The organism is Rhodobacter xanthinilyticus (assembly GCF_001856665.1).
Lineage (GTDB): Bacteria > Pseudomonadota > Alphaproteobacteria > Rhodobacterales > Rhodobacteraceae > Rhodobacter > Rhodobacter xanthinilyticus.
On the sequence record NZ_CP017781.1, the window covers coordinates 3,060,314 to 3,076,779 of the forward strand.

15 protein-coding genes are annotated in these 16,466 nt (G+C 72.0%); 6 read left to right on the forward strand and 9 right to left on the reverse strand.

Annotated features, from left to right (window positions below; translation table 11 throughout):
* Window positions 1–7 precede the first annotated feature (7 nt).
* Genes LPB142_RS14965 through modC form a run of 4 tightly spaced genes read left to right on the forward strand, consistent with a single transcriptional unit; the run spans window position 8 to window position 2,951 of the window.
* On the forward strand, window positions 8–367 hold the full coding sequence (locus tag LPB142_RS14965; RefSeq protein WP_071167273.1) for a winged helix-turn-helix domain-containing protein: 360 nt from the start codon (window positions 8–10) through the stop codon (window positions 365–367).
* A gap of 57 nt (window positions 368–424) precedes the next feature.
* The gene (modA, locus tag LPB142_RS14970; RefSeq protein ID WP_071166842.1) at window positions 425–1,168 is read left to right on the forward strand and encodes a molybdate ABC transporter substrate-binding protein; all 744 of its coding nucleotides are present in this window, start codon (window positions 425–427) and stop codon (window positions 1,166–1,168) included.
* Complete coding sequence (gene modB / locus LPB142_RS14975; RefSeq protein WP_068765474.1) at window positions 1,165–1,866, forward strand: molybdate ABC transporter permease subunit; 702 nt, start codon at window positions 1,165–1,167, stop codon at window positions 1,864–1,866. The genes modA and modB overlap by 4 nt, the downstream gene beginning before the upstream one ends.
* Window positions 1,863–2,951, forward strand: a complete 1,089-nt coding sequence (modC, locus tag LPB142_RS14980; protein WP_071166843.1) for a molybdenum ABC transporter ATP-binding protein — start codon at window positions 1,863–1,865, stop codon at window positions 2,949–2,951. The genes modB and modC overlap by 4 nt, the downstream gene beginning before the upstream one ends.
* A gap of 46 nt (window positions 2,952–2,997) precedes the next feature.
* On the opposite strand, the gene LPB142_RS14985 is transcribed toward modC, so the two are convergent.
* The 5 genes from LPB142_RS14985 to LPB142_RS15005 all read right to left on the reverse strand — a co-directional run bounded on the left by LPB142_RS14985 (window position 2,998) and on the right by LPB142_RS15005 (window position 8,186).
* Window positions 2,998–3,456 (reverse strand): Hsp20 family protein, encoded by a 459-nt coding sequence (locus LPB142_RS14985; RefSeq protein WP_071166844.1) that lies wholly within the window; start codon window positions 3,454–3,456, stop codon window positions 2,998–3,000.
* 121 nt (window positions 3,457–3,577) lie between these two features.
* A complete protein-coding gene (locus LPB142_RS14990; RefSeq protein WP_071166845.1) occupies window positions 3,578–4,351 on the reverse strand; it encodes a trypsin-like serine peptidase in 774 nt (257 codons plus the stop codon).
* A gap of 48 nt (window positions 4,352–4,399) precedes the next feature.
* Window positions 4,400–5,683: a glycolate oxidase subunit GlcF gene (glcF, locus tag LPB142_RS14995; RefSeq protein ID WP_071166846.1), complete on the reverse strand. Its 1,284-nt coding sequence runs from the start codon at window positions 5,681–5,683 to the stop codon at window positions 4,400–4,402.
* Entirely contained in the window at window positions 5,683–6,750 is a 1,068-nt protein-coding gene (locus tag LPB142_RS15000) for an FAD-binding protein (protein WP_071167274.1), read from the reverse strand. Before LPB142_RS15000 ends, glcF begins: the two co-directional genes overlap by 1 nt.
* Complete coding sequence (locus LPB142_RS15005) at window positions 6,750–8,186, reverse strand: FAD-linked oxidase C-terminal domain-containing protein (protein ID WP_071166847.1); 1,437 nt, start codon at window positions 8,184–8,186, stop codon at window positions 6,750–6,752. Before LPB142_RS15005 ends, LPB142_RS15000 begins: the two co-directional genes overlap by 1 nt.
* An 80-nt stretch (window positions 8,187–8,266) precedes the next feature.
* Between LPB142_RS15005 and LPB142_RS15010 the strand changes: the two genes are divergently transcribed.
* Window positions 8,267–8,968: a DUF599 domain-containing protein gene (locus LPB142_RS15010; protein ID WP_068765481.1), complete on the forward strand. Its 702-nt coding sequence runs from the start codon at window positions 8,267–8,269 to the stop codon at window positions 8,966–8,968.
* Window positions 8,969–9,058: 90 nt separating this feature from the next.
* Here the strand turns inward: LPB142_RS15010 and LPB142_RS15015 are convergent, their stop codons facing one another.
* Genes LPB142_RS15015 through LPB142_RS15030 form a run of 4 tightly spaced genes read right to left on the reverse strand, consistent with a single transcriptional unit; the run spans window position 9,059 to window position 15,799 of the window.
* Window positions 9,059–11,152, reverse strand: coding sequence for a hypothetical protein (locus tag LPB142_RS15015; protein WP_071166848.1), 2,094 nt, complete (start codon window positions 11,150–11,152; stop codon window positions 9,059–9,061).
* Complete coding sequence (locus tag LPB142_RS15020; protein WP_071166849.1) at window positions 11,149–13,890, reverse strand: DUF4159 domain-containing protein; 2,742 nt, start codon at window positions 13,888–13,890, stop codon at window positions 11,149–11,151. The genes LPB142_RS15015 and LPB142_RS15020 overlap by 4 nt, the downstream gene beginning before the upstream one ends.
* Window positions 13,887–14,792, reverse strand: coding sequence for a DUF58 domain-containing protein (locus LPB142_RS15025; RefSeq protein WP_068765484.1), 906 nt, complete (start codon window positions 14,790–14,792; stop codon window positions 13,887–13,889). Before LPB142_RS15025 ends, LPB142_RS15020 begins: the two co-directional genes overlap by 4 nt.
* The gene (locus LPB142_RS15030; RefSeq protein ID WP_071166850.1) at window positions 14,789–15,799 is read right to left on the reverse strand and encodes an AAA family ATPase; all 1,011 of its coding nucleotides are present in this window, start codon (window positions 15,797–15,799) and stop codon (window positions 14,789–14,791) included. The genes LPB142_RS15025 and LPB142_RS15030 overlap by 4 nt, the downstream gene beginning before the upstream one ends.
* Before the next feature lie 72 nt (window positions 15,800–15,871).
* On the opposite strand from LPB142_RS15030, the gene LPB142_RS15035 reads away from it, so the two are divergent.
* The gene (locus tag LPB142_RS15035) at window positions 15,872–16,465 is read left to right on the forward strand and encodes a DUF1285 domain-containing protein (protein ID WP_071166851.1); all 594 of its coding nucleotides are present in this window, start codon (window positions 15,872–15,874) and stop codon (window positions 16,463–16,465) included.
* The last annotated feature ends 1 nt before the right edge of the window (window position 16,466 follow it).

Consider the following 16,466-nt stretch of genomic DNA (forward strand, 5'->3'; position numbering starts at 1 on the left):
GGGCGCGATGGACCCGACCCGTATGATGTTGCGGCTTTATTTCGGGCCGCTGATGTTTGGCCCGGGCAAGGCCGACCTGCTCGAGGGGATCGCGGCGGAGGGCTCGATCTCGGCCGCCGGGCGGCGGATGGGGATGAGCTACAAACGCGCCTGGAGCCTCGTCGAGGAGATGAACGCGGGCTTTGCCGAGCCCTTGGTCGCGAGCGCGCGCGGCGGCGCGCGCGGCGGCGGCGCGCATCTGACCGAGGCGGGCGCGGAGGTGCTCGCGGCCTATCGGCGGCTCGAGGCGCGGCTTGCGACAGAGGGGGCGGCGGAGATCGGTGCGATCGGGCGCCACATCCGCCCGGATATGTCCGACGAGAAATAACGCTTGCCCGGTTCGCGCCGCGCCTGTTATGTCCGACGAAACACAACGGAGCCCCCGATGCGCGCCCTTCTCCTCGCCCTCACCCTGCTCACCCCCGCGGCCGCCGAGGCCGAGGAGGTGGTGATCTTCGCCGCCGCCTCGATGAAAACCGCGCTCGATGCCGTCGCGGCCGAGTGGCAGGAGAAGACCGGCAACACCGCCGTGATCTCCTATGCCGGCAGCTCGAAACTCGCCCAGCAGATCCTCGCGGGCGCGCCGGCCGATCTCTTCATCTCGGCCGCGCCGAACTGGATGGATGCGGTGGCCGAGGGCGGCGCGCTGGCGCCGGGCTCGCGGCGCGATCTCCTGGGCAACCGGCTCGTGCTCGTCGGCCATGCCGCGGGCGAGGTCGCGCTCGCCGATCTGCCCGCGCGGCTCGGCCAGGAGCATCTGGCGATGGCGCTGGTCGATTCGGTGCCCGCGGGCCAATATGGCAAGGCGGCTTTCGAGAGCCTGGGGCTGTGGGGCGCGCTCGCGCCGCAGGTCGCGCAGGCCGATAACGTGCGCGCGGCGCTGGCGCTCGTGGCGAGCGGCGAGGCGCCCTATGGCGTCGTCTACGCCACCGACGCCGCCGCCGAGCCGCGCGTGCATCTCGCCGCGACCTTCCCCGCCGAGAGCCACCCGCCGATCACCTACCCCGCCGCCCGCCTCGCCGCCGCGCCCCACCCGCAGGCCGCCGCCGCGTTCGAGCAGTTCCTGACCGGCCCCGAGGCTGCCAACGTCTTCAAATCGCAAGGTTTCACGGTTCTCACGGAGGAATGATGGGGCTAACCCCCGAGGAACTCACCGCGCTTTTGCTCTCGCTCAAGGTGGGGGCGGTGGCGGTCGTCTGCGCGCTGCCGCCGGGGGTGGCGGTGGCGCTGTGGCTGGCGCGCGGGCGCGGCCCCTTGCGCGGCGCGGTCAACCTGCTCGTGCATCTGCCGCTGATCCTGCCGCCGGTGGTGACCGGCTATTTCCTGCTGCTCGCCTTTGGCCGCAAGGGGCCGGTCGGCGCCTTTCTCGAAGAGACCTTCGGCCTCGTCTTCGCCTTCCGCTGGACGGGCGCGGCGCTCGCGGCGGGGGTGATGGGCTTTCCGCTGATGGTCCGCGCGATCCGCCTCGCGATCGAGGCGGTGGACCCGCGCCTCGAGGAGGCCGCGCGCACGCTCGGCGCCCGCCCGCTCGCGGTCTTCGCCACCGTCACGCTGCCGCTGATCGCGCCCGGGGTGATCGCCGGCGCGATCCTCGCCTTCGCCAAGGCGATGGGCGAGTTTGGCGCGACGATCACCTTCGTCTCGAACATCCCGGGCCAGACCCAGACCCTGCCCTCGGCGATCTACACCGCCCTTCAGGTGCCCGGCCCCGAGGCGAGCGCCGCCGCCGCTCGGCTCGCCCTGATCTCGGTCGCGGTGGCAACCGGCGCGCTGCTCGCCTCGGAATTCATCGCGCGCCGGGTCGCGGCGCGGATCCGGGGGGCATGATGCTCGAGGTCGCCCTCTCCCACCCGCTCGGCGCGCTGCGGCTTGACCTGCGCTTTGCCGCGCCGCCCGGCGTCACCGCGCTCTTCGGCCCCTCTGGCGCGGGCAAAACCAGCGTGATCAACGCGGTGGCGGGCCTTCTGCGCCCCGAGACCGGGCGTATTGTTTGCGCGGGCGAGGTGCTTCTCGATACCGCGCGCGGGCTCTGCCTGCCGCCCGAGGCGCGCCGCGTGGGCTATGTGTTTCAGGACGCGCGGCTCTTCCCGCATCTCGACGTGCGCGCGAACCTGACCTATGGAGCGCGCTTTGCGCCGCGCGGCGCCACCGGGCCGGGGTTTGACCAGATCGTCGCGCTGCTCGGCATCGAGGCGCTTCTCACCCGCCGCCCCGCCGCGCTCTCGGGCGGCGAAAAGGCGCGCGTGGCGATCGGGCGCGCGCTGCTCTCGAAGCCCCGCATCCTGCTCCTCGACGAACCCCTCGCCGCGCTCGACGCCCCGCGCCGGGCCGAGATCTTGCCGTTTCTCGAGCGCCTCGGCGAGGCGGGCCTGCCGGTCCTCTACGTCAGCCATTCCGCGGCCGAGGTCGCGCGGCTCGCGCAAACCGTGATCCTGATGGCTGAGGGCCGCGCCCGCGCGATCGGCCCGACATCGGAGATTTTCGCCGACCCGGGGCTCGCCGGGCTCTTCGGCGCCGATCAGGCGGGCGCCGTCCTGCCCGCCCGCGTGGCCGAGACCGCGCCCGACGGGCTCACCCGCCTCGAGACCGAGGCCGGCCCCCTCTTCATCGCCGATCTCGCCGCCCCGCCCGGCGCCGAGGTGCGCCTGCGCATCCACGCCAGCGACGTGATGATCGCGCGCACCCGCCCCGAACAGATCTCGGCGCTCAACATCCTGCCCGGCGTGATCGAGCGGATCGAGGCCGAGCCCGGCGGCCGCGCCTGGGCGCAGATCCGGCTCGGGCAAAGCGCGATCCTCGCGCGGCTCACCCAGCGCTCGGTCGCGGCGCTTGGCCTCGCGCCCGGGGTGGGGTGCCATGCGATCCTGAAATCGGTGGTGCTGGCGCGCGACGAACTTTCGCTGCGCGCCTGAAAAGGGCGCGCGAGGGGCCTCGCGCGCCGCGTCTCTCGGGCCGGGATCAGGCCTCGACCGTCTCGACCGCGGTCCCCTTCGCCGGGCCGGTGATCTCGATGCGCCGGGGCTTGAGTGCCTCGGGCACCTCATGGACGAGCTCGATATGGAGCATCCCGTCGGCATGGCTCGCGCCGGTGACCTTCACATGATCGGCCAGCGCAAAGCGGCGCTCGAAAGCGCGCGTCGCGATGCCGCGATGCAGATAGCTGCGCGGCGTCACATCCTCGGCCTTGCGGCCCGCGACGATGAGTGCCCCCTCGCGCAGCTCGACGCTCAGCTCATCAGAGCCAAAGCCCGCGACGGCGACCGAGATCCGATAGGCGTTCTCGTCGGTTTTCTCAATGTTATAGGGGGGATAGGTCGGCTGGGCCAGATCAGCGGCCAGCGCCCGGTCCATCAGATCGGCGACCCGGTCAAAGCCCACGGTCGCGCGGTAAAGCGGCGAAAGATCGAAATTGCGCATGTCATCCTCACTTGAGCGATGGAAAGCCCGCCCCTCCGGGCGCGGCGCCGGGGCCCGTTGTGGCGCCCCGATGAGGAAGAGTTGGGGAGCGCAAAAGCCGGTTTCAAGCCCTGCATCCGCCTCAGGGGCGGACGAATTTCGCCCCGCCCTGGCGGGAGAATTGCGCGGCCTGCGGCGCGGCGCGGGCGTTCAGCGCGGCCTTCAGATCCGCGACCCGGCCCACCAGCGTGCCGAGCGACACCGGGGTCTTGTTGTATTCGGCCTTGGCCGAGATCACCGAGACGATCTGCGGCGCCCCCGCGCGGATCGCAAAAACCGGCGCCCCGGAGGAGCCGAAATCCACCGAACAATCCATCAAGACGACATCGGCGGGCCGCTCGAGCACGGTGCAGGATTTTTGCAGCGACGGCGCCTCGGCGCGGTCATGGGCATAGGAGACCACCTCGACATGCTCGCCCGGCGCGGGCGGGCCATCGAGGCCGAAGGGGCGCAGCTGCGGCAGCCGGATCGGCTGATCGAGCTCGATCAGCGCCAGATCCCAGGCGACACGGTCGATCTTGTCGGCGCCCTGATATTGATAGGAGGGATGCGCCACCGCCCGCCGCGCGCCCCGATAGGCCACCGCGCGGCCGTTGCGCCAACCCGCGCGGAACTGGATCTGATCGGTCGGGATCATCTTGCCCGAGAGGCTGTCGAAGAGGCAATGCGCCGCGGTCAGCACGAGATCGGGGCCGATCAGCGTGCCGGTGCAGAAGCTCGCGCCGAGCTCGAGCCGCCCCACCGCCTCCCAGCCGCGGCTGTCCGAGCCGGTCTCGAGCGTTTCGAGCCGCGTCGGCGCCTCCTGGGCGAGGCCGGGCAGCGCGAGCAGGATCAGGGCGAGGGCAAGGCGCAGCATCGGAACTCCTTCTGGATGCCCCGAGGCTAACGCGCCCCTGCGGCGAGATTAAGGCAGATCCGCGAGCGCGCGCGGCTTCGGCCCGCCGGTCGCCCAATCGAGAAGCTCGACCGTATGCACCACCGGCACGGCCGTGCCCGAGCCGATCTGGATCATGCAGCCGATATTCCCCGCCGCGATCACCTGCGGGCGCCGCGCCTCGAGGGTGGCGACCTTGCGCGCCTTCAGCTCGGCCGAAATCTCGGGCTGCAGCAGGTTATACGTCCCCGCCGATCCGCAGCACAGATGGCTGTCGGCGGGCTCCACCACCTCGAAACCCACCCGTTTCAACAGATCCTTCGGCGCGGTCTTGACCTGCTGGCCGTGTTGCAGCGAACAGGCCGCGTGATAGGCCACCCGCAGCCCCTTCGGCGCGCCCTCGGGCAGGCCGATCTGCTGGAGAAACTCGGAGATATCGAGCGCGAGCCCCGCCACCTCGGCCGCCTCCGCGGCGAGCGGCCCGGTGCGGAACATATGCCCGTAATCCTTGACCGTGGTGCCGCAGCCCGAGGTGTTGATGATCACCGCATCGAGCGGCCCGGCGGCCAGATAGGCGCGGATATTGCGCGCGGCCTGGGCGTGGCTCTCGCTCGCGCGCCCCATATGATGCGAAAGCGCGCCGCAGCACCCCAAATTCTTGGGGATCACCACCTCGCAGCCAAGCCGCCGCAGGAGCCGGATCGTGGCGTCGTTGATATCGGGATCGAGCGCGCGCTGCGCACAGCCGATCTGCAAGGCGACCCGGTGCCGCCGCTCGCCGATCGCGGCGAAGACCTGCGGGCGGTCGCTCTCGGAAGGTTTGGGCAGCACTGGCGGCGCCATCGCCACCATCGCCTTGAGCCGCGCATCGGGCAGAAGCCGCGCGACGGGCCGCGCGAGCCGCGCGCCGCGCATCGCAAGCCGGAACCGCCCCGGATAGGGCACGATCTTGGCCAGCGCAAAGCGCAACAGCCGGTCGAGAAGCGGCCGCCGATAGGTCTTCTCGACATGGGCGCGGGCGTGGTCGATCAGATGCATGTAATGCACCCCCGAGGGGCAGGTCGTCATGCAGGCCAGACAGCTCAGGCAGCGGTCGATATGGCGCACGGTTTCGGCGTCGGCGGGCCGGCCCGTCTCGAGCATCTCCTTGATCAGGTAAATGCGCCCGCGCGGGCTGTCGAGCTCATCGCCAAGCACTTGATAAGACGGGCAAGTCGCTGTGCAAAACCCGCAATGCACACAGGCGCGCAGGATCTCGTTGGCGCGCGCAAGGCCGGGGTCGGCGAGCTGGTCCTGGGTGAAATTCGTCTGCATCAGAGCGCGCCTTCCGGGGTAAAAATGCCGCGCGGGTCAAAGCGCGCCCGCAGCGCGCGGCTGAGCGCGGCGACGGCGGCGGGTTCGGGTTCAAAGCGCGGCGCGGCCCCGCGCAGGCAGGTCGCGTGGCCGCTGTAGGGCGCCGCGAGCGCGCGCAGATCGGCGCCCTCGGGCATCCGCGCCCAGACGAGACCGCCGCCCCAATCGAGCACCACCTCGCCGCCCGCCGCGGTGATCCGCGCCACGACCTCGGGCGCCTGCGAGGGCCGGATCGAGAGCCGCCAGAGATCGCCCGCGCGGCCATGGAAAGGCCGCACCTCGGCGAGGTCCGCCCAGAGCCCCGCGCCCTCGATCTGCCGCGCGCCAAACGGCGCCAGAAGCGCGGTCAGCCGCTCGGCCCGATAGGCGACCGAGCGCGCCAGCCCCTCGACCCGCACGATCGCGCCGACCCCGGGCAACCAGCCCGCCCCCGAGACATCGAAGGGCGAGCCCAGCGCCGCCGCCAGCGCCGCCACCGCCGCGCCCGGCGCCAGATCCATCGCCACCGTCGCCTGCGCCGGCGCCGCGGGCAGGAGCTTGAACGCAACCTCGCTCAAGACGCCGAGCGCGCCATGGCTGCCCGCAATCAGCTTCACCAGATCATAGCCGGTGACGTTCTTCATCACCCGCCCGCCGTTCTTGACCACCGTGCCGGTGCCGTCGACAAAGCGCACCCCGATCAGGCTGTCGCGGCAGGCGCCGGCCTGCACGCGCCGCGGCCCGGAGACATTCGCCGCCACCACGCCGCCGATCGTGCTCTCGCCCGCAAGGCCCAGAAGCCCGCCCCAGCGCGCCGGCTCGAAGGGCAGCCGCTGCCCCTCCGCCGCGAGCGCCGCCTCGATCTCGGCCAGGGGCGTGCCCGCCCCGGCGATCAGCGTGAGCGCGCCCGGCTCATAAAGCGAGATCCCCGAAATCGCGACCTCGAGCCCCGCCGCCGCGCCGCCCCGCGTGCCGCCACCGCGGACCGCAAGCGGCGCTCGCGCCCCGCGGATCGCCTCGGCCAGATCCGCCTCACAGGTCACCCGCATCACATCGCCCCCCGCCGCGCCGCGCTCACATGCAGCGGAAACACCTTGGCCGGGTTCAACAGCCAGCCCGGGTCGAACACATCCTTCACCCGCATCTGCGCCTCCAGATCCTCGGGCGCGAATTGCACCTCCATCAGATCGCGCTTCTCGATCCCCACGCCATGCTCGCCGGTCAGACAGCCGCCCACCGCCACACAGAGCTTGAGGATCTCCGCGCCAAGCGCCTCGCAGCGCTCCTGCTCGCCGGGCGCGTTGGCGTTGTAGAGGATCAGCGGGTGCATATTGCCATCGCCGGCGTGAAAAACATTCGCAACTTCAAGCCCATACTCGCGCGAGAGCGCCCCGATCCGGCGCAAGACCTCGGGCAGGCTCGAGACCGGGATCGTGCCGTCGAGACACATGTAATCGCCCATCTGCCCCATCGCGCCGAAGGCCGATTTGCGGCCAAGCCAGATCCTGCGCGCTTCCTCGGCGTCGCGCGCCTCGCGGAATTCGACCGGGTCATGGCGCGCCGCGATCTCGCGGATCAGCCCGAGCTGCTCGGCGATCTCGGCCTCCGAACCCTCACATTCGACGATCAAAAGCGCCTCGCAATCGGGGTAGCCCGCGTGGCAAAAGGCCTCCGTCGCGACGATGCAGGGCCGGTCCATGAACTCGATCGCGACCGGCAAAACGCCCGCGCGGATGATATCGGCGACACAGGCGCCCGCGATCTCATTGGCGGAAAACCCGATCAGAACCGGCCGCGCGCCCTCAGGTTTGGGCAAGATCCTGAGCCAGGCCTCGGTCACCACGCCGAGCTGCCCCTCCGAGCCGCAGATCAGCCCGAGCAGATCGAGCCCCCCCGCATCCGCATAGGGCCCGCCGATCTCGACCACCTCGCCCGCCATGGTGACGAGCGTCACGCCCAGCAGGTTGTTCGTCGTCACCCCATATTTCAGACAATGCGCGCCCCCCGAGTTCATCGCGATATTCCCCGCGATCGCGCAGGCGAGCTGGCTCGAGGGGTCGGGCGCGTAAAACCACCCCTCGCCCTCGATCGCGCCGGTGACGGAGAGGTTCGTGCGCCCCGCCTCGACCCGGATCACCCGGTCGGCATAATCGACCTCGAGCACCCGGTTCATCCGCGCGAGCCCCAGAACGACCGAATCCGCCGAGGGCATCGCGCCGCCCGCAAGGCTCGTGCCCGCGCCGCGCGGCACCACCGGCACGCCCTCCGCCGCACAGATCTTCAGCACCGCCGCAACCTGCGCCGTCGTGCGCGGCAAGACCACCGCCATCGGCGCGCAGCGATAGGCCGAGAGCGCATCGCATTCATAAGCGCGCGTGGCCTCCGGCGCGTCGATCACCGCATCGGCGGGCAAAGCGGCGCGCAGCCGCGCCACGATCTCGGCCTTGCGCGCCAGAACGCGCGCGTTGGGGCTGGGCATATCCATGGTTTTCCTCCCGTCCGGTCAGAAATTATAACCAATCATGCCATCTGGCAAGCGCGACGGCGCTCGGCTAGGCTCACACCATGATCGAGACCTTCCATATCGGCCCGCTCGGGCCCCTTGACCTGACCGCGCTGGTCACCCTCGTCGGCGCCTGGCTGCTGATCGGGCACCTGACCGAGCACCCGCCCGCCCATCGCCCCTCGGTCGGCAAGCTGATGGAGGGCTACCGCCGGGAATGGATGCGCCAGCTCGTCACCCGCCAGCCGCGGATCTTCGACAGCGCGATGATCGACGGGCTGCGCCAATCGACGACCTTCTTCGCCTCGACCGCGCTGATCGCGATCGGCGGCGGCCTCGCGCTGATCGGCAACCCCGAACAACTCACCGATCTCGCACAGGAATTCGCGCTCGCCTCGGGGCCGAAACTGCTTTGGGAGACGCGGATCCTCACCGCGGTTCTGTTCGGGGCGAATGCGTTCTTGAAATTCGTCTGGTCGCACCGGCTGTTTTCCTATGCCGCAATCGCGATGGCGGCGGTGCCCAATGATGCCACCGACCCGCTCGCCTATCCCCGCGCCGAGCAGGCCGCGCGCCTCAACATCAATGCCGCGAAAAGCTTCAACCGCGGCCTGCGCGCGGTCTATTTCGCGCTGGCCTCGCTCGCCTGGCTGCTCGGGCCCTGGGCGCTGATCGGGGCGAGCCTGTTCACCTTCGGGATGCTCTGGCGGCGCGAATTCGCCTCGGTGGCACGGCAGGCGCTTCTCGAAAACCCGCCCGCCTGAGAGATCTGTCGGACGCCTCCGGCGGGGGCGTATTTAGGCCAAGAAGAAACCCCTCACGCTTCTTCTTTGACCAAATACGCAAATCCGCCCTCAGACCCGCCGCAGCCGCCGCCCTTCGCGCGCCCAGGCCGCCACCGCGAGCCCCGCCGCGATCACGAGCCACGCCCATTCCGGCAGAAGCGGGCTGCGCCGCACCTCGAGCAGATCGGAGGCGCCGCGCGGGGTGATCCCGATCCAGCCGGCCCCCGCCGAGACCCGCCCCGGGCGCACCTCCCGCAGGCTCGGCACCCCGTCCTCGAGCCAGCTCACCCCGCCGCCCGAGGCCCTGACCGCCGCCGCCATCGGCGCCCCCGAGGGGATCGGGTTTTCAAATTCGCGCGGGCTCGCCGGGCCGAGCGCCACGACGCGCTCGAGATCGCCCTCCTTGAGCCGGTAGAGCCCCGGCCCCGGCGCCACCCAGGTCGCGCTGAACCGCCCCGCGCCCGCCTCGCGCAGCGCGAGCTCGACCATCTTGCCATCCGGCCCCGTCACCGTCACCGGCGCGGCGGTGGGCGCCATCGTGCGCCGCACCACGGTCAGCGCGAGGCTGCCCGGCTCGAGCTCGGCATAAAGCGCTTCCTCCTCGAGATCGGGCTCTTTCATCTCCCAATGCGCGATGCGGCGCAGCAGTTCGAGCTGCGGCCCGCCGCCCTCATAGCCGCGGTCCCACAGCCAGGGATGATCGGAGGCCAGAAGCGCCACCCGCCCCTTGCCCGCGCGTGCGAGCACCAGAAGCGGCGCCTCGCGCGCGCCTTTCAGCACCACCTCGCCGCTCGGCGCGGTGAGCTCGATCTGGCGCAGCCAGCGGCCCCAATGCGCGCCCTCCGCCGCCCCCGAAACCGGCGGCGCGCCGGTCAGCCCCGCGGTGACCGGGTGGCGCAGGCCAAGCTCGGTCGGGCGCGGCAGATAGGGCTCGGAGAACACCCGCCCGGTGGGCCGCGCGGGCAGGATCGCGGCGAGATCGGTCTGCCAGAGGCTCTCGACGGTGGCGAATTCCGGCCCCGCCGAGACCAGGATCGCGCCGCCGTTCTCGACGTAACGCGTTATATTCTCGAAGTAATTTGCGGGCAGGATGCCGCGCTCGCCGTAGCGGTCGAAGATGATCAGGTCGAATTGGTCGATCTTGTCGATGAAGAGCTCGCGCGTCGGGAAGGCGATCAGCGAGAGCTCGGAGACCGGCACGCCATCTTGCTTTTCCGGCGGGCGCAGGATGGTGAAATGCACCAGATCGACGCCCGGGTCGGATTTCAAGAGGTTGCGCCAGGTGCGCTCGCCCGGGTGCGGCTCGCCCGAGACGAGGAGCACGCGCAGCCGATCGCGCACGCCGTTGATCTGCACCACCGCGGAATTGTTGGCCTCGGTCAGCTCGCCCGGCGCGGCGGCGACGGTGAATTGCACGACGTTCTGCCCGCCATGCTCGAGCGTCAGCGGCAGCTCGAGATCGCGGCCGGTCTCGACCTCATAGTCCTGCGGCGCGGCGCCATCGATCGCGATCGAGATCTGCGCGCGGGCGGGGATGCGCGCCGGGCGCGGCCCGAGATCCTCGATGCGCAGCCGGATCGAGAGCGCCTCGCCGATGATGCCGAAGGCGGGGGCGGTTTCGATGACGAGCCGGCGATCCCAATCGGCGCGGTGGCCGGTGAGCAGGATCTGCAGCGGCGCGGGCAGGTCGGGGGCGAGGGCGGCGTCATGGGCCTGGCCATCGGTGAGCGCGATCACGCCGGCGACGCGGCCGCGCGGCTCGGCGGCCAGCGCCTCGGCGAGCGCGGCGCCAAGGCGCGTGCCGGTGTTCTCCGGCCCATCGCCAAGCGTGACGCGGCGCAGCTCGAGCCCCGGGCGCGCGGCGATCTGCGCGCTCAGATCGGCGAGCGCGGCATCAGTCTGGGCGGGGCGGTCGGTGAGGCTTTGCGAGGCCGTGCGGTCATCGAGCAGCACCACGATATCCTTGAGCGCCGCGCGATCCTCGCGCAGCGCCGCGGGCCCCGCGAGCGCCGCCAGAAGCGCCATCGCGGCGAGCGCGCGCAGGCTCGCGCCCGGCTGGCGCCGCCAGACCGCGAGCGCGACGAGCCCCGCCGCAAGCGCCGCCAGCACCGCCAGAACCGCCCAGGGCAAGAGCGGCGAAAACCCCAGCGAGACGGCGCTCATTGCCCCAACCTTTCCAAAAGCGCGGGCACATGCACTTGATCGGACTTATAATTCCCGGTCAGCACATGCATCACCAGATTGACCCCGAAGCGCAGCGCGACCTCGCGCTGACGCTCGCCCGAGAGCCCGCGCCCGACCGGGAACATCGGCATCCCGCGCGCATCCTGCGCCCAGGCCGCGGCCCAGTCATTGCCGCCGATCACCACCGGCGTCACCCCGTCGTTGAGCTGGCGAAACGGCATCCCCTCGGCGGCGGCGGCCTCAGGCGGCGCAGCCTCGACCCAGATCGAGCCATCATAGCGGCCGGGGAACGTCTGCAGCAGATAGAAGGTGCGGGTGAGGATATGATCGGGCGGGATCGGCTCGAGCGGCGGGATATCGAGCGGCGCGGCGAGGGCCTGCAGGCGCTGGCCCGCCGGGGTCGCGCTCATCTCGGCGAGATCGGCGTCGCGGGTGTCGAAGAGGATCATGCCGCCGCCGCGCAGATAGCGGTTGAGCTTGGCATAACCCTCGGGGCTCGGCGCGGGCTGGCCCGCGGTCACCGGCCAGTAGATCAGCGAAAAGAGCGCCAGATCATCGCGCGCGAGGTCGATCTGCATCGGCTCGGAGGGCTCGACCGTGGTGCGCATCGCGAGCGTATCGGAGAGCCCCCGCAGCCCGGCGAGCGCGATTCGGTCGACCTCGGCGTCGCCCGACGGCATCGCGGCGAGCACGACATTCGAGGCCGCGGCGATCGCGCGCTCCTCGGGCATGGCGTCTTCGGCGCGGGCCCCGGGCACTGGCCAGAGCACGGGCCAAAGCGCGAGGAGAAGAAGCCCGAGCGCCGCGCCGCGTGGCCCCCGCAGCCGCCCCGACACCGCCATCGCGGCGAGGATGTCGAGGAGCAAAAGCCCGAGCCCAAGCCCGAGCGCCGCGCCTTTGAGCGGCATCGGCGCGAGCGCGCTCGCGACCTCGCGCTGCGCCCCGGCGGGCCAGGTGGCGGGCGCGAGCGCGCGCCCCTCCGGCACCGCGTTGAGCGCCACCGCCCGGCCTTCGGCGGCGTAAATCCCCGGCGGGGTCGCCGCGCCCGGGCCCGCGCTGAGCGCCTCGGCGAGATCCTCGCCCGCGACCCCGGCGGCCGCCTCGGCCCCCGACACCTGGCCAAACGCATCGACGAGCCGCAGCGGCTGCCAGACCCGCCCGGCGAGCTCGCTCCCCCCCGGCGCCGCCGCGCCCCGCGCCGAAATCGCAAGCCGCGCAAGCATTTGCGGGAAGAGCCCGGAGAGCGGCAGGCTCGACCATTCGGCATTGGCGGTGACATGGAAAAGCACGATCTCGCCCGTCCCGAAGGCCGCGCGGGTGATCAGCGGCGTGCCGTCGGCAAGGCTCGCGAGGCTGCGCTCGGCGAGCTCGGGGCCGGGCTCGGCCATCAGCTGCGCGCGCACCTCGACCTCCTCGGGCACGGCGAGCCCGGCGAAGAGCGAGCCCGGCGCGAAGGGCGCGAGCTTGCGCGGCGCGCCCCAGCTCATCGCGCCGCCGACCGTGCGCCCGCCCGCCCGGATCCGCACCGGCAAGAGCGGATCGGCCGCCGCATCCTCGGCCGCCATCCGCGGCCCGGCAAAGCGCAGGAGAAGCCCGCCCTCCTCGACCCATTCGGCGAGCCGGTCGGCGGCGGGCCCGGGCGCGCTATCGGCCAGCACGATCACATCGGGTTTGGCCGCGAGCATATCCTCGAGCGCGCCTTCGAGCAGATCGGCCGAGGGCGCGAGCGCCTCGCGCAGGTAATGGAGCGGATCGAGAAGCGCGAGCCCCTCGCGCGCGGGCCCCGCGCCCACCAACGCGACCTTGCGCCGCTTCACCGCATCATCGGTCAGGCTCACCGCCCCCGCGCTGCGCAGCCCCGCGATCTCGAACCGCGCGACGCGGTTGCGCAGCTCGGGCGGCAGATCGAACCGCGCCTCGGCCTCGCCCGGCGCGAGGCTGAGCCGGGCAAGCTCGCGCTCCACCCCGGCCGGATCGGGGCCGACCGCGCGCAGATCGAGCGGCGTGAGCGGCGCGGCGGAGGCCTTGAGCGGCACGACAACCTCGGCCCCCTCGACCCGCGCGCGGCCCAGCGCGAGCACCGGCGCCTCGGGCTGCCAGACATGCAGCGCACCGCGCGCCAAAAGCGCGCGGGCAAGCGCCTCGCGCCCCTCGCGCGCGAGCCCGTCGGAGAGCCAGAGCGTCTCGAACGCGCCCTCGGGCGGGGGCGGCGCGGCGGCGCCGGGCTCCCAGGGTTTGGGCGCAAGACCAGGGAGCTGCGCGGCGAGATCGCCCGCATCGGTGAACGCCGGCGCGCCGCCGGGGGGATCGGTGAGGATCAAGACCGCCGCCGGGCGCCCGGCCGCCGCGGCCTCGGTGAGCGCGCGCTCCATCCGCTCGGCGCGGGCGGGCCAATCGCGCGCCGAGGCCCAGGAACCATCCTCGACAATCAAGAGCCGCCCGCCCGGCGCGGCCTCGACCGCCGGGTTCAGGACCGGCCCCGCAAAGCCGAGGATCACCGCCGCGAGCGCCGCCATCCGCAGGAGCAAAAGCCACCAGGGCGTGCGCTCGGCCTGCGCCTCCTCATCGGCGAGGCCAAGCAGCAGCGCCACCCCGGGGAAGCGCCGCCGCACCGGCGCGGGCGGCACCGCGCGCAGCAAAAACCACAGCACCGGCAGCGCCAGAAGCCCGAGCAAAAGCCAGGGCGCGGTAAAGCCGAGCGGGCCGAGAACGGTCATCGCGCCCCCCGCTCAAGCGCCGCCCAGAGCCACAACAGCGCGCCCTGCGCGGGCGCCCCGGTGTGATGGGTCGAAAATTGCCACCCCGCCGCGCGGGCCAGCGACGCGAGCGCCGCGCGCCGCTCCGCCAGCCGCGCGAGATAGCGCGCCCGCAGCGCGCCGGCCTCGCGGGTTTCATGGCTCAGCGCCCCGGTCATGCTCTCGAAGACCGTGCGGCCCTCGAAGGGAAATTCCTCCTCGAGCGGGTCGAGAACCTGCATCAGGACGCCCGAAACCCCGCGCCCCGCAAGCGCGCCCAGCGCCGCCTCGAGCGGGGCGAGATCGCCGAGGAAATCGGAGAGAAACACCGCCCGCGCGCCAGAGGACACGCCCGCCACCTCGGGCGCGCCATACTCGCCCGCCGGGGCGGGGGCGCTCAGATGGCTGGCGAGCGCGAGGAGCTGCGCGCGCCCCGGGCGCGGCGGCACAAGCGGGCCCGTGAGCCCCACCCGCTCGCCCGCGCGGATCATCAGGACGCCCAGCGCCAGCGCCAAAAGCCGCGCGCGGGCGGCTTTCTCGGGGCGGGCGCGCGCGCCCTCGGGGGCGCCCGAAAACCGCATCGAGGCCGCGTCATCGACCCACAGATGCACCGATTGCGCGAGCTGCCATTCGCGTTCGCGGACGAATTGCGCATCCGACCGCGCCGAGCGGCGCCAGTCGATGAACCGCGCCGCATCGCCCGCATGGGCGGCGCGATATTGCCAGAACTCCTCGCCCGCGCCGGCCCGGCGCCGGCCATGGCCGCCGCCCTGCACCGTCGCCGCCAGATGCTCGGCCGCGAGCAAGAGCGCCGGCAGCGCCCCCGCCTCGGCCTCGGCCGCGCGGCGCAGATCGAGCGCAGGATCGGGCGGCGGAAGGCTCACTCGGCCGCCTCGGCAAGGCCCGAGACCTCGGCCGCGACGCGCGCGATCACCGCCGAGACGGTCTCGCCGCGCGCCCGCGCCGCGAAGTTGAGCGCCATCCGGTGGCTGAGCACCGGCCGCGCGAGCGCGAGCACATCCTCGACCGAGGGCGCAAGCCGCCCCTCGATCAGGGCGCGGGCGCGCACGGTGAGCATGAGCGCCTGCGCCGCCCGCGGGCCCGGCCCCCAGGCCAGCGCGTCACGCGCGATGCCCGCGGCCTCGGGCTCGCCCGGGCGGCAGGCCCGCACGAGATCGAGGATCGCCTCGACGACGCGCTCGCCCACCGGCATCCGCCGCACCAGCGCCTGCGCCGCGATCAGCTCCTCGGGCGTGAAGACGGCAACCGCCGCGCCCTCCTCGGCGCCGGTGGTCGCGAGCAGGATCTCGCGCTCGGTCGCGCGGTCGGGGTAGTCGACATCGATCTGCACGAGGAAGCGGTCGAGCTGCGCCTCGGGGAGCGGATAGGTGCCCTCCTGCTCGATCGGGTTTTGCGTGGCGAGCACATGGAAGGGCCGGCCGAGCGGGTGATGCACCCCCGCGACGGTGACCTCACGCTCCTGCATCGCCTGCAGAAGCGCCGATTGCGTGCGCGGGCTCGCGCGGTTGATCTCATCGGCCATCAGGAGCTGGCAGAACACCGGCCCCTCGAGGAAGCGGAACGCCCGGCTGCCATCGGTTGCGGTCTCGAGCACTTCGGAGCCCAAGATATCGGCAGGCATCAGGTCGGGGGTGAACTGGATCCGGCTCGAGGACAGCCCCATCACCGTCGAGAGCGTCTCGACCAGCATCGTCTTGCCGAGCCCCGGCAGACCGACAAGGAGCGCATGCCCCCCCGAGAGCAGCGAGGCGAGCACCAGCTCCACCACCCGCTCCTGGCCGATGAAGCGGCGGTTGATCGAGGCCCGCGCGGCGGCGAGTTTCGCGCCCAGCATTTCGATTTCGGCAACCAGATCGACCGGCTCGGACATGACAAACGCTCCCTCGACGCTATAGTCTCAACTCAAACAGATATCCGCCCCGGACCCAACCGCAAAGAGCAGATGACCGAAACCGAGCCGACACAAAATGCCGTGAAGCCCTCCGCCGAGGGGCTGGCCGCGGCCGCCACCCGCGCCACGAAGAAGGGCCCGCCGCCCGTGCACCTGTGGAACCCGCCATTTTGCGGCGATCTCGACATGGAGATCCGCCGCGATGGCACCTGGTTCTATCTCGGCACGCCGATCGGGCGGGCGCCTCTGGTGCGGCTCTTCGCCTCGATCCTGAAGCGCGAGGAGGGCAAGTATTTCCTCGTCACGCCGGTCGAGAAAGTCGGCATCCGGGTGGTCGACGCGCCCTTCGTGGCGGTCGATTGCACCGTCTCGGGCGCGGGCGAGGGCCAGAGCCTGACCTTCACCACCAATGTCGGCGACGAGGTCACCGCCGGCCCCGAGCACCCGATCCGCGTCACCCGCGCGGCCGATGGCGAGCCCTCGCCCTATGTGATGGTGCGCGCGGGCCTCGAGGCGCTGATCGACCGCAAGACCTTCTACCGGCTCGTCGATATCGCCACGCCGGGGGCCCATGACGGCGCCGAGTGGCTCGGCCTGCGCTCGGGCGGCGCCTTCTTCCCGATCATTCCGATGGCGGATCTTTGAC

Excerpts from the sequence above, each read along its gene's own strand:
- LPB142_RS14965 (WP_071167273.1), top strand. The coding sequence starts at position 8 with ATGGACCCGACCCGTATGATGTTGCGGCTTTATTTCGGGCCGCTGATG.
- modA (WP_071166842.1), top strand. The coding sequence starts at position 425 with ATGCGCGCCCTTCTCCTCGCCCTCACCCTGCTCACCCCCGCGGCCGCC.
- modB (WP_068765474.1), top strand. The coding sequence starts at position 1,165 with ATGATGGGGCTAACCCCCGAGGAACTCACCGCGCTTTTGCTCTCGCTC.
- modC (WP_071166843.1), top strand. The coding sequence starts at position 1,863 with ATGATGCTCGAGGTCGCCCTCTCCCACCCGCTCGGCGCGCTGCGGCTT.
- LPB142_RS14985 (WP_071166844.1), bottom strand. The coding sequence starts at position 3,456 with ATGCGCAATTTCGATCTTTCGCCGCTTTACCGCGCGACCGTGGGCTTT.
- LPB142_RS14990 (WP_071166845.1), bottom strand. The coding sequence starts at position 4,351 with ATGCTGCGCCTTGCCCTCGCCCTGATCCTGCTCGCGCTGCCCGGCCTC.
- glcF (WP_071166846.1), bottom strand. The coding sequence starts at position 5,683 with ATGCAGACGAATTTCACCCAGGACCAGCTCGCCGACCCCGGCCTTGCG.
- LPB142_RS15000 (WP_071167274.1), bottom strand. The coding sequence starts at position 6,750 with ATGCGGGTGACCTGTGAGGCGGATCTGGCCGAGGCGATCCGCGGGGCG.
- LPB142_RS15005 (WP_071166847.1), bottom strand. The coding sequence starts at position 8,186 with ATGGATATGCCCAGCCCCAACGCGCGCGTTCTGGCGCGCAAGGCCGAG.
- LPB142_RS15010 (WP_068765481.1), top strand. The coding sequence starts at position 8,267 with ATGATCGAGACCTTCCATATCGGCCCGCTCGGGCCCCTTGACCTGACC.
- LPB142_RS15015 (WP_071166848.1), bottom strand. The coding sequence starts at position 11,152 with ATGAGCGCCGTCTCGCTGGGGTTTTCGCCGCTCTTGCCCTGGGCGGTT.
- LPB142_RS15020 (WP_071166849.1), bottom strand. The coding sequence starts at position 13,890 with ATGACCGTTCTCGGCCCGCTCGGCTTTACCGCGCCCTGGCTTTTGCTC.
- LPB142_RS15030 (WP_071166850.1), bottom strand. The coding sequence starts at position 15,799 with ATGTCCGAGCCGGTCGATCTGGTTGCCGAAATCGAAATGCTGGGCGCG.
- LPB142_RS15035 (WP_071166851.1), top strand. The coding sequence starts at position 15,872 with ATGACCGAAACCGAGCCGACACAAAATGCCGTGAAGCCCTCCGCCGAG.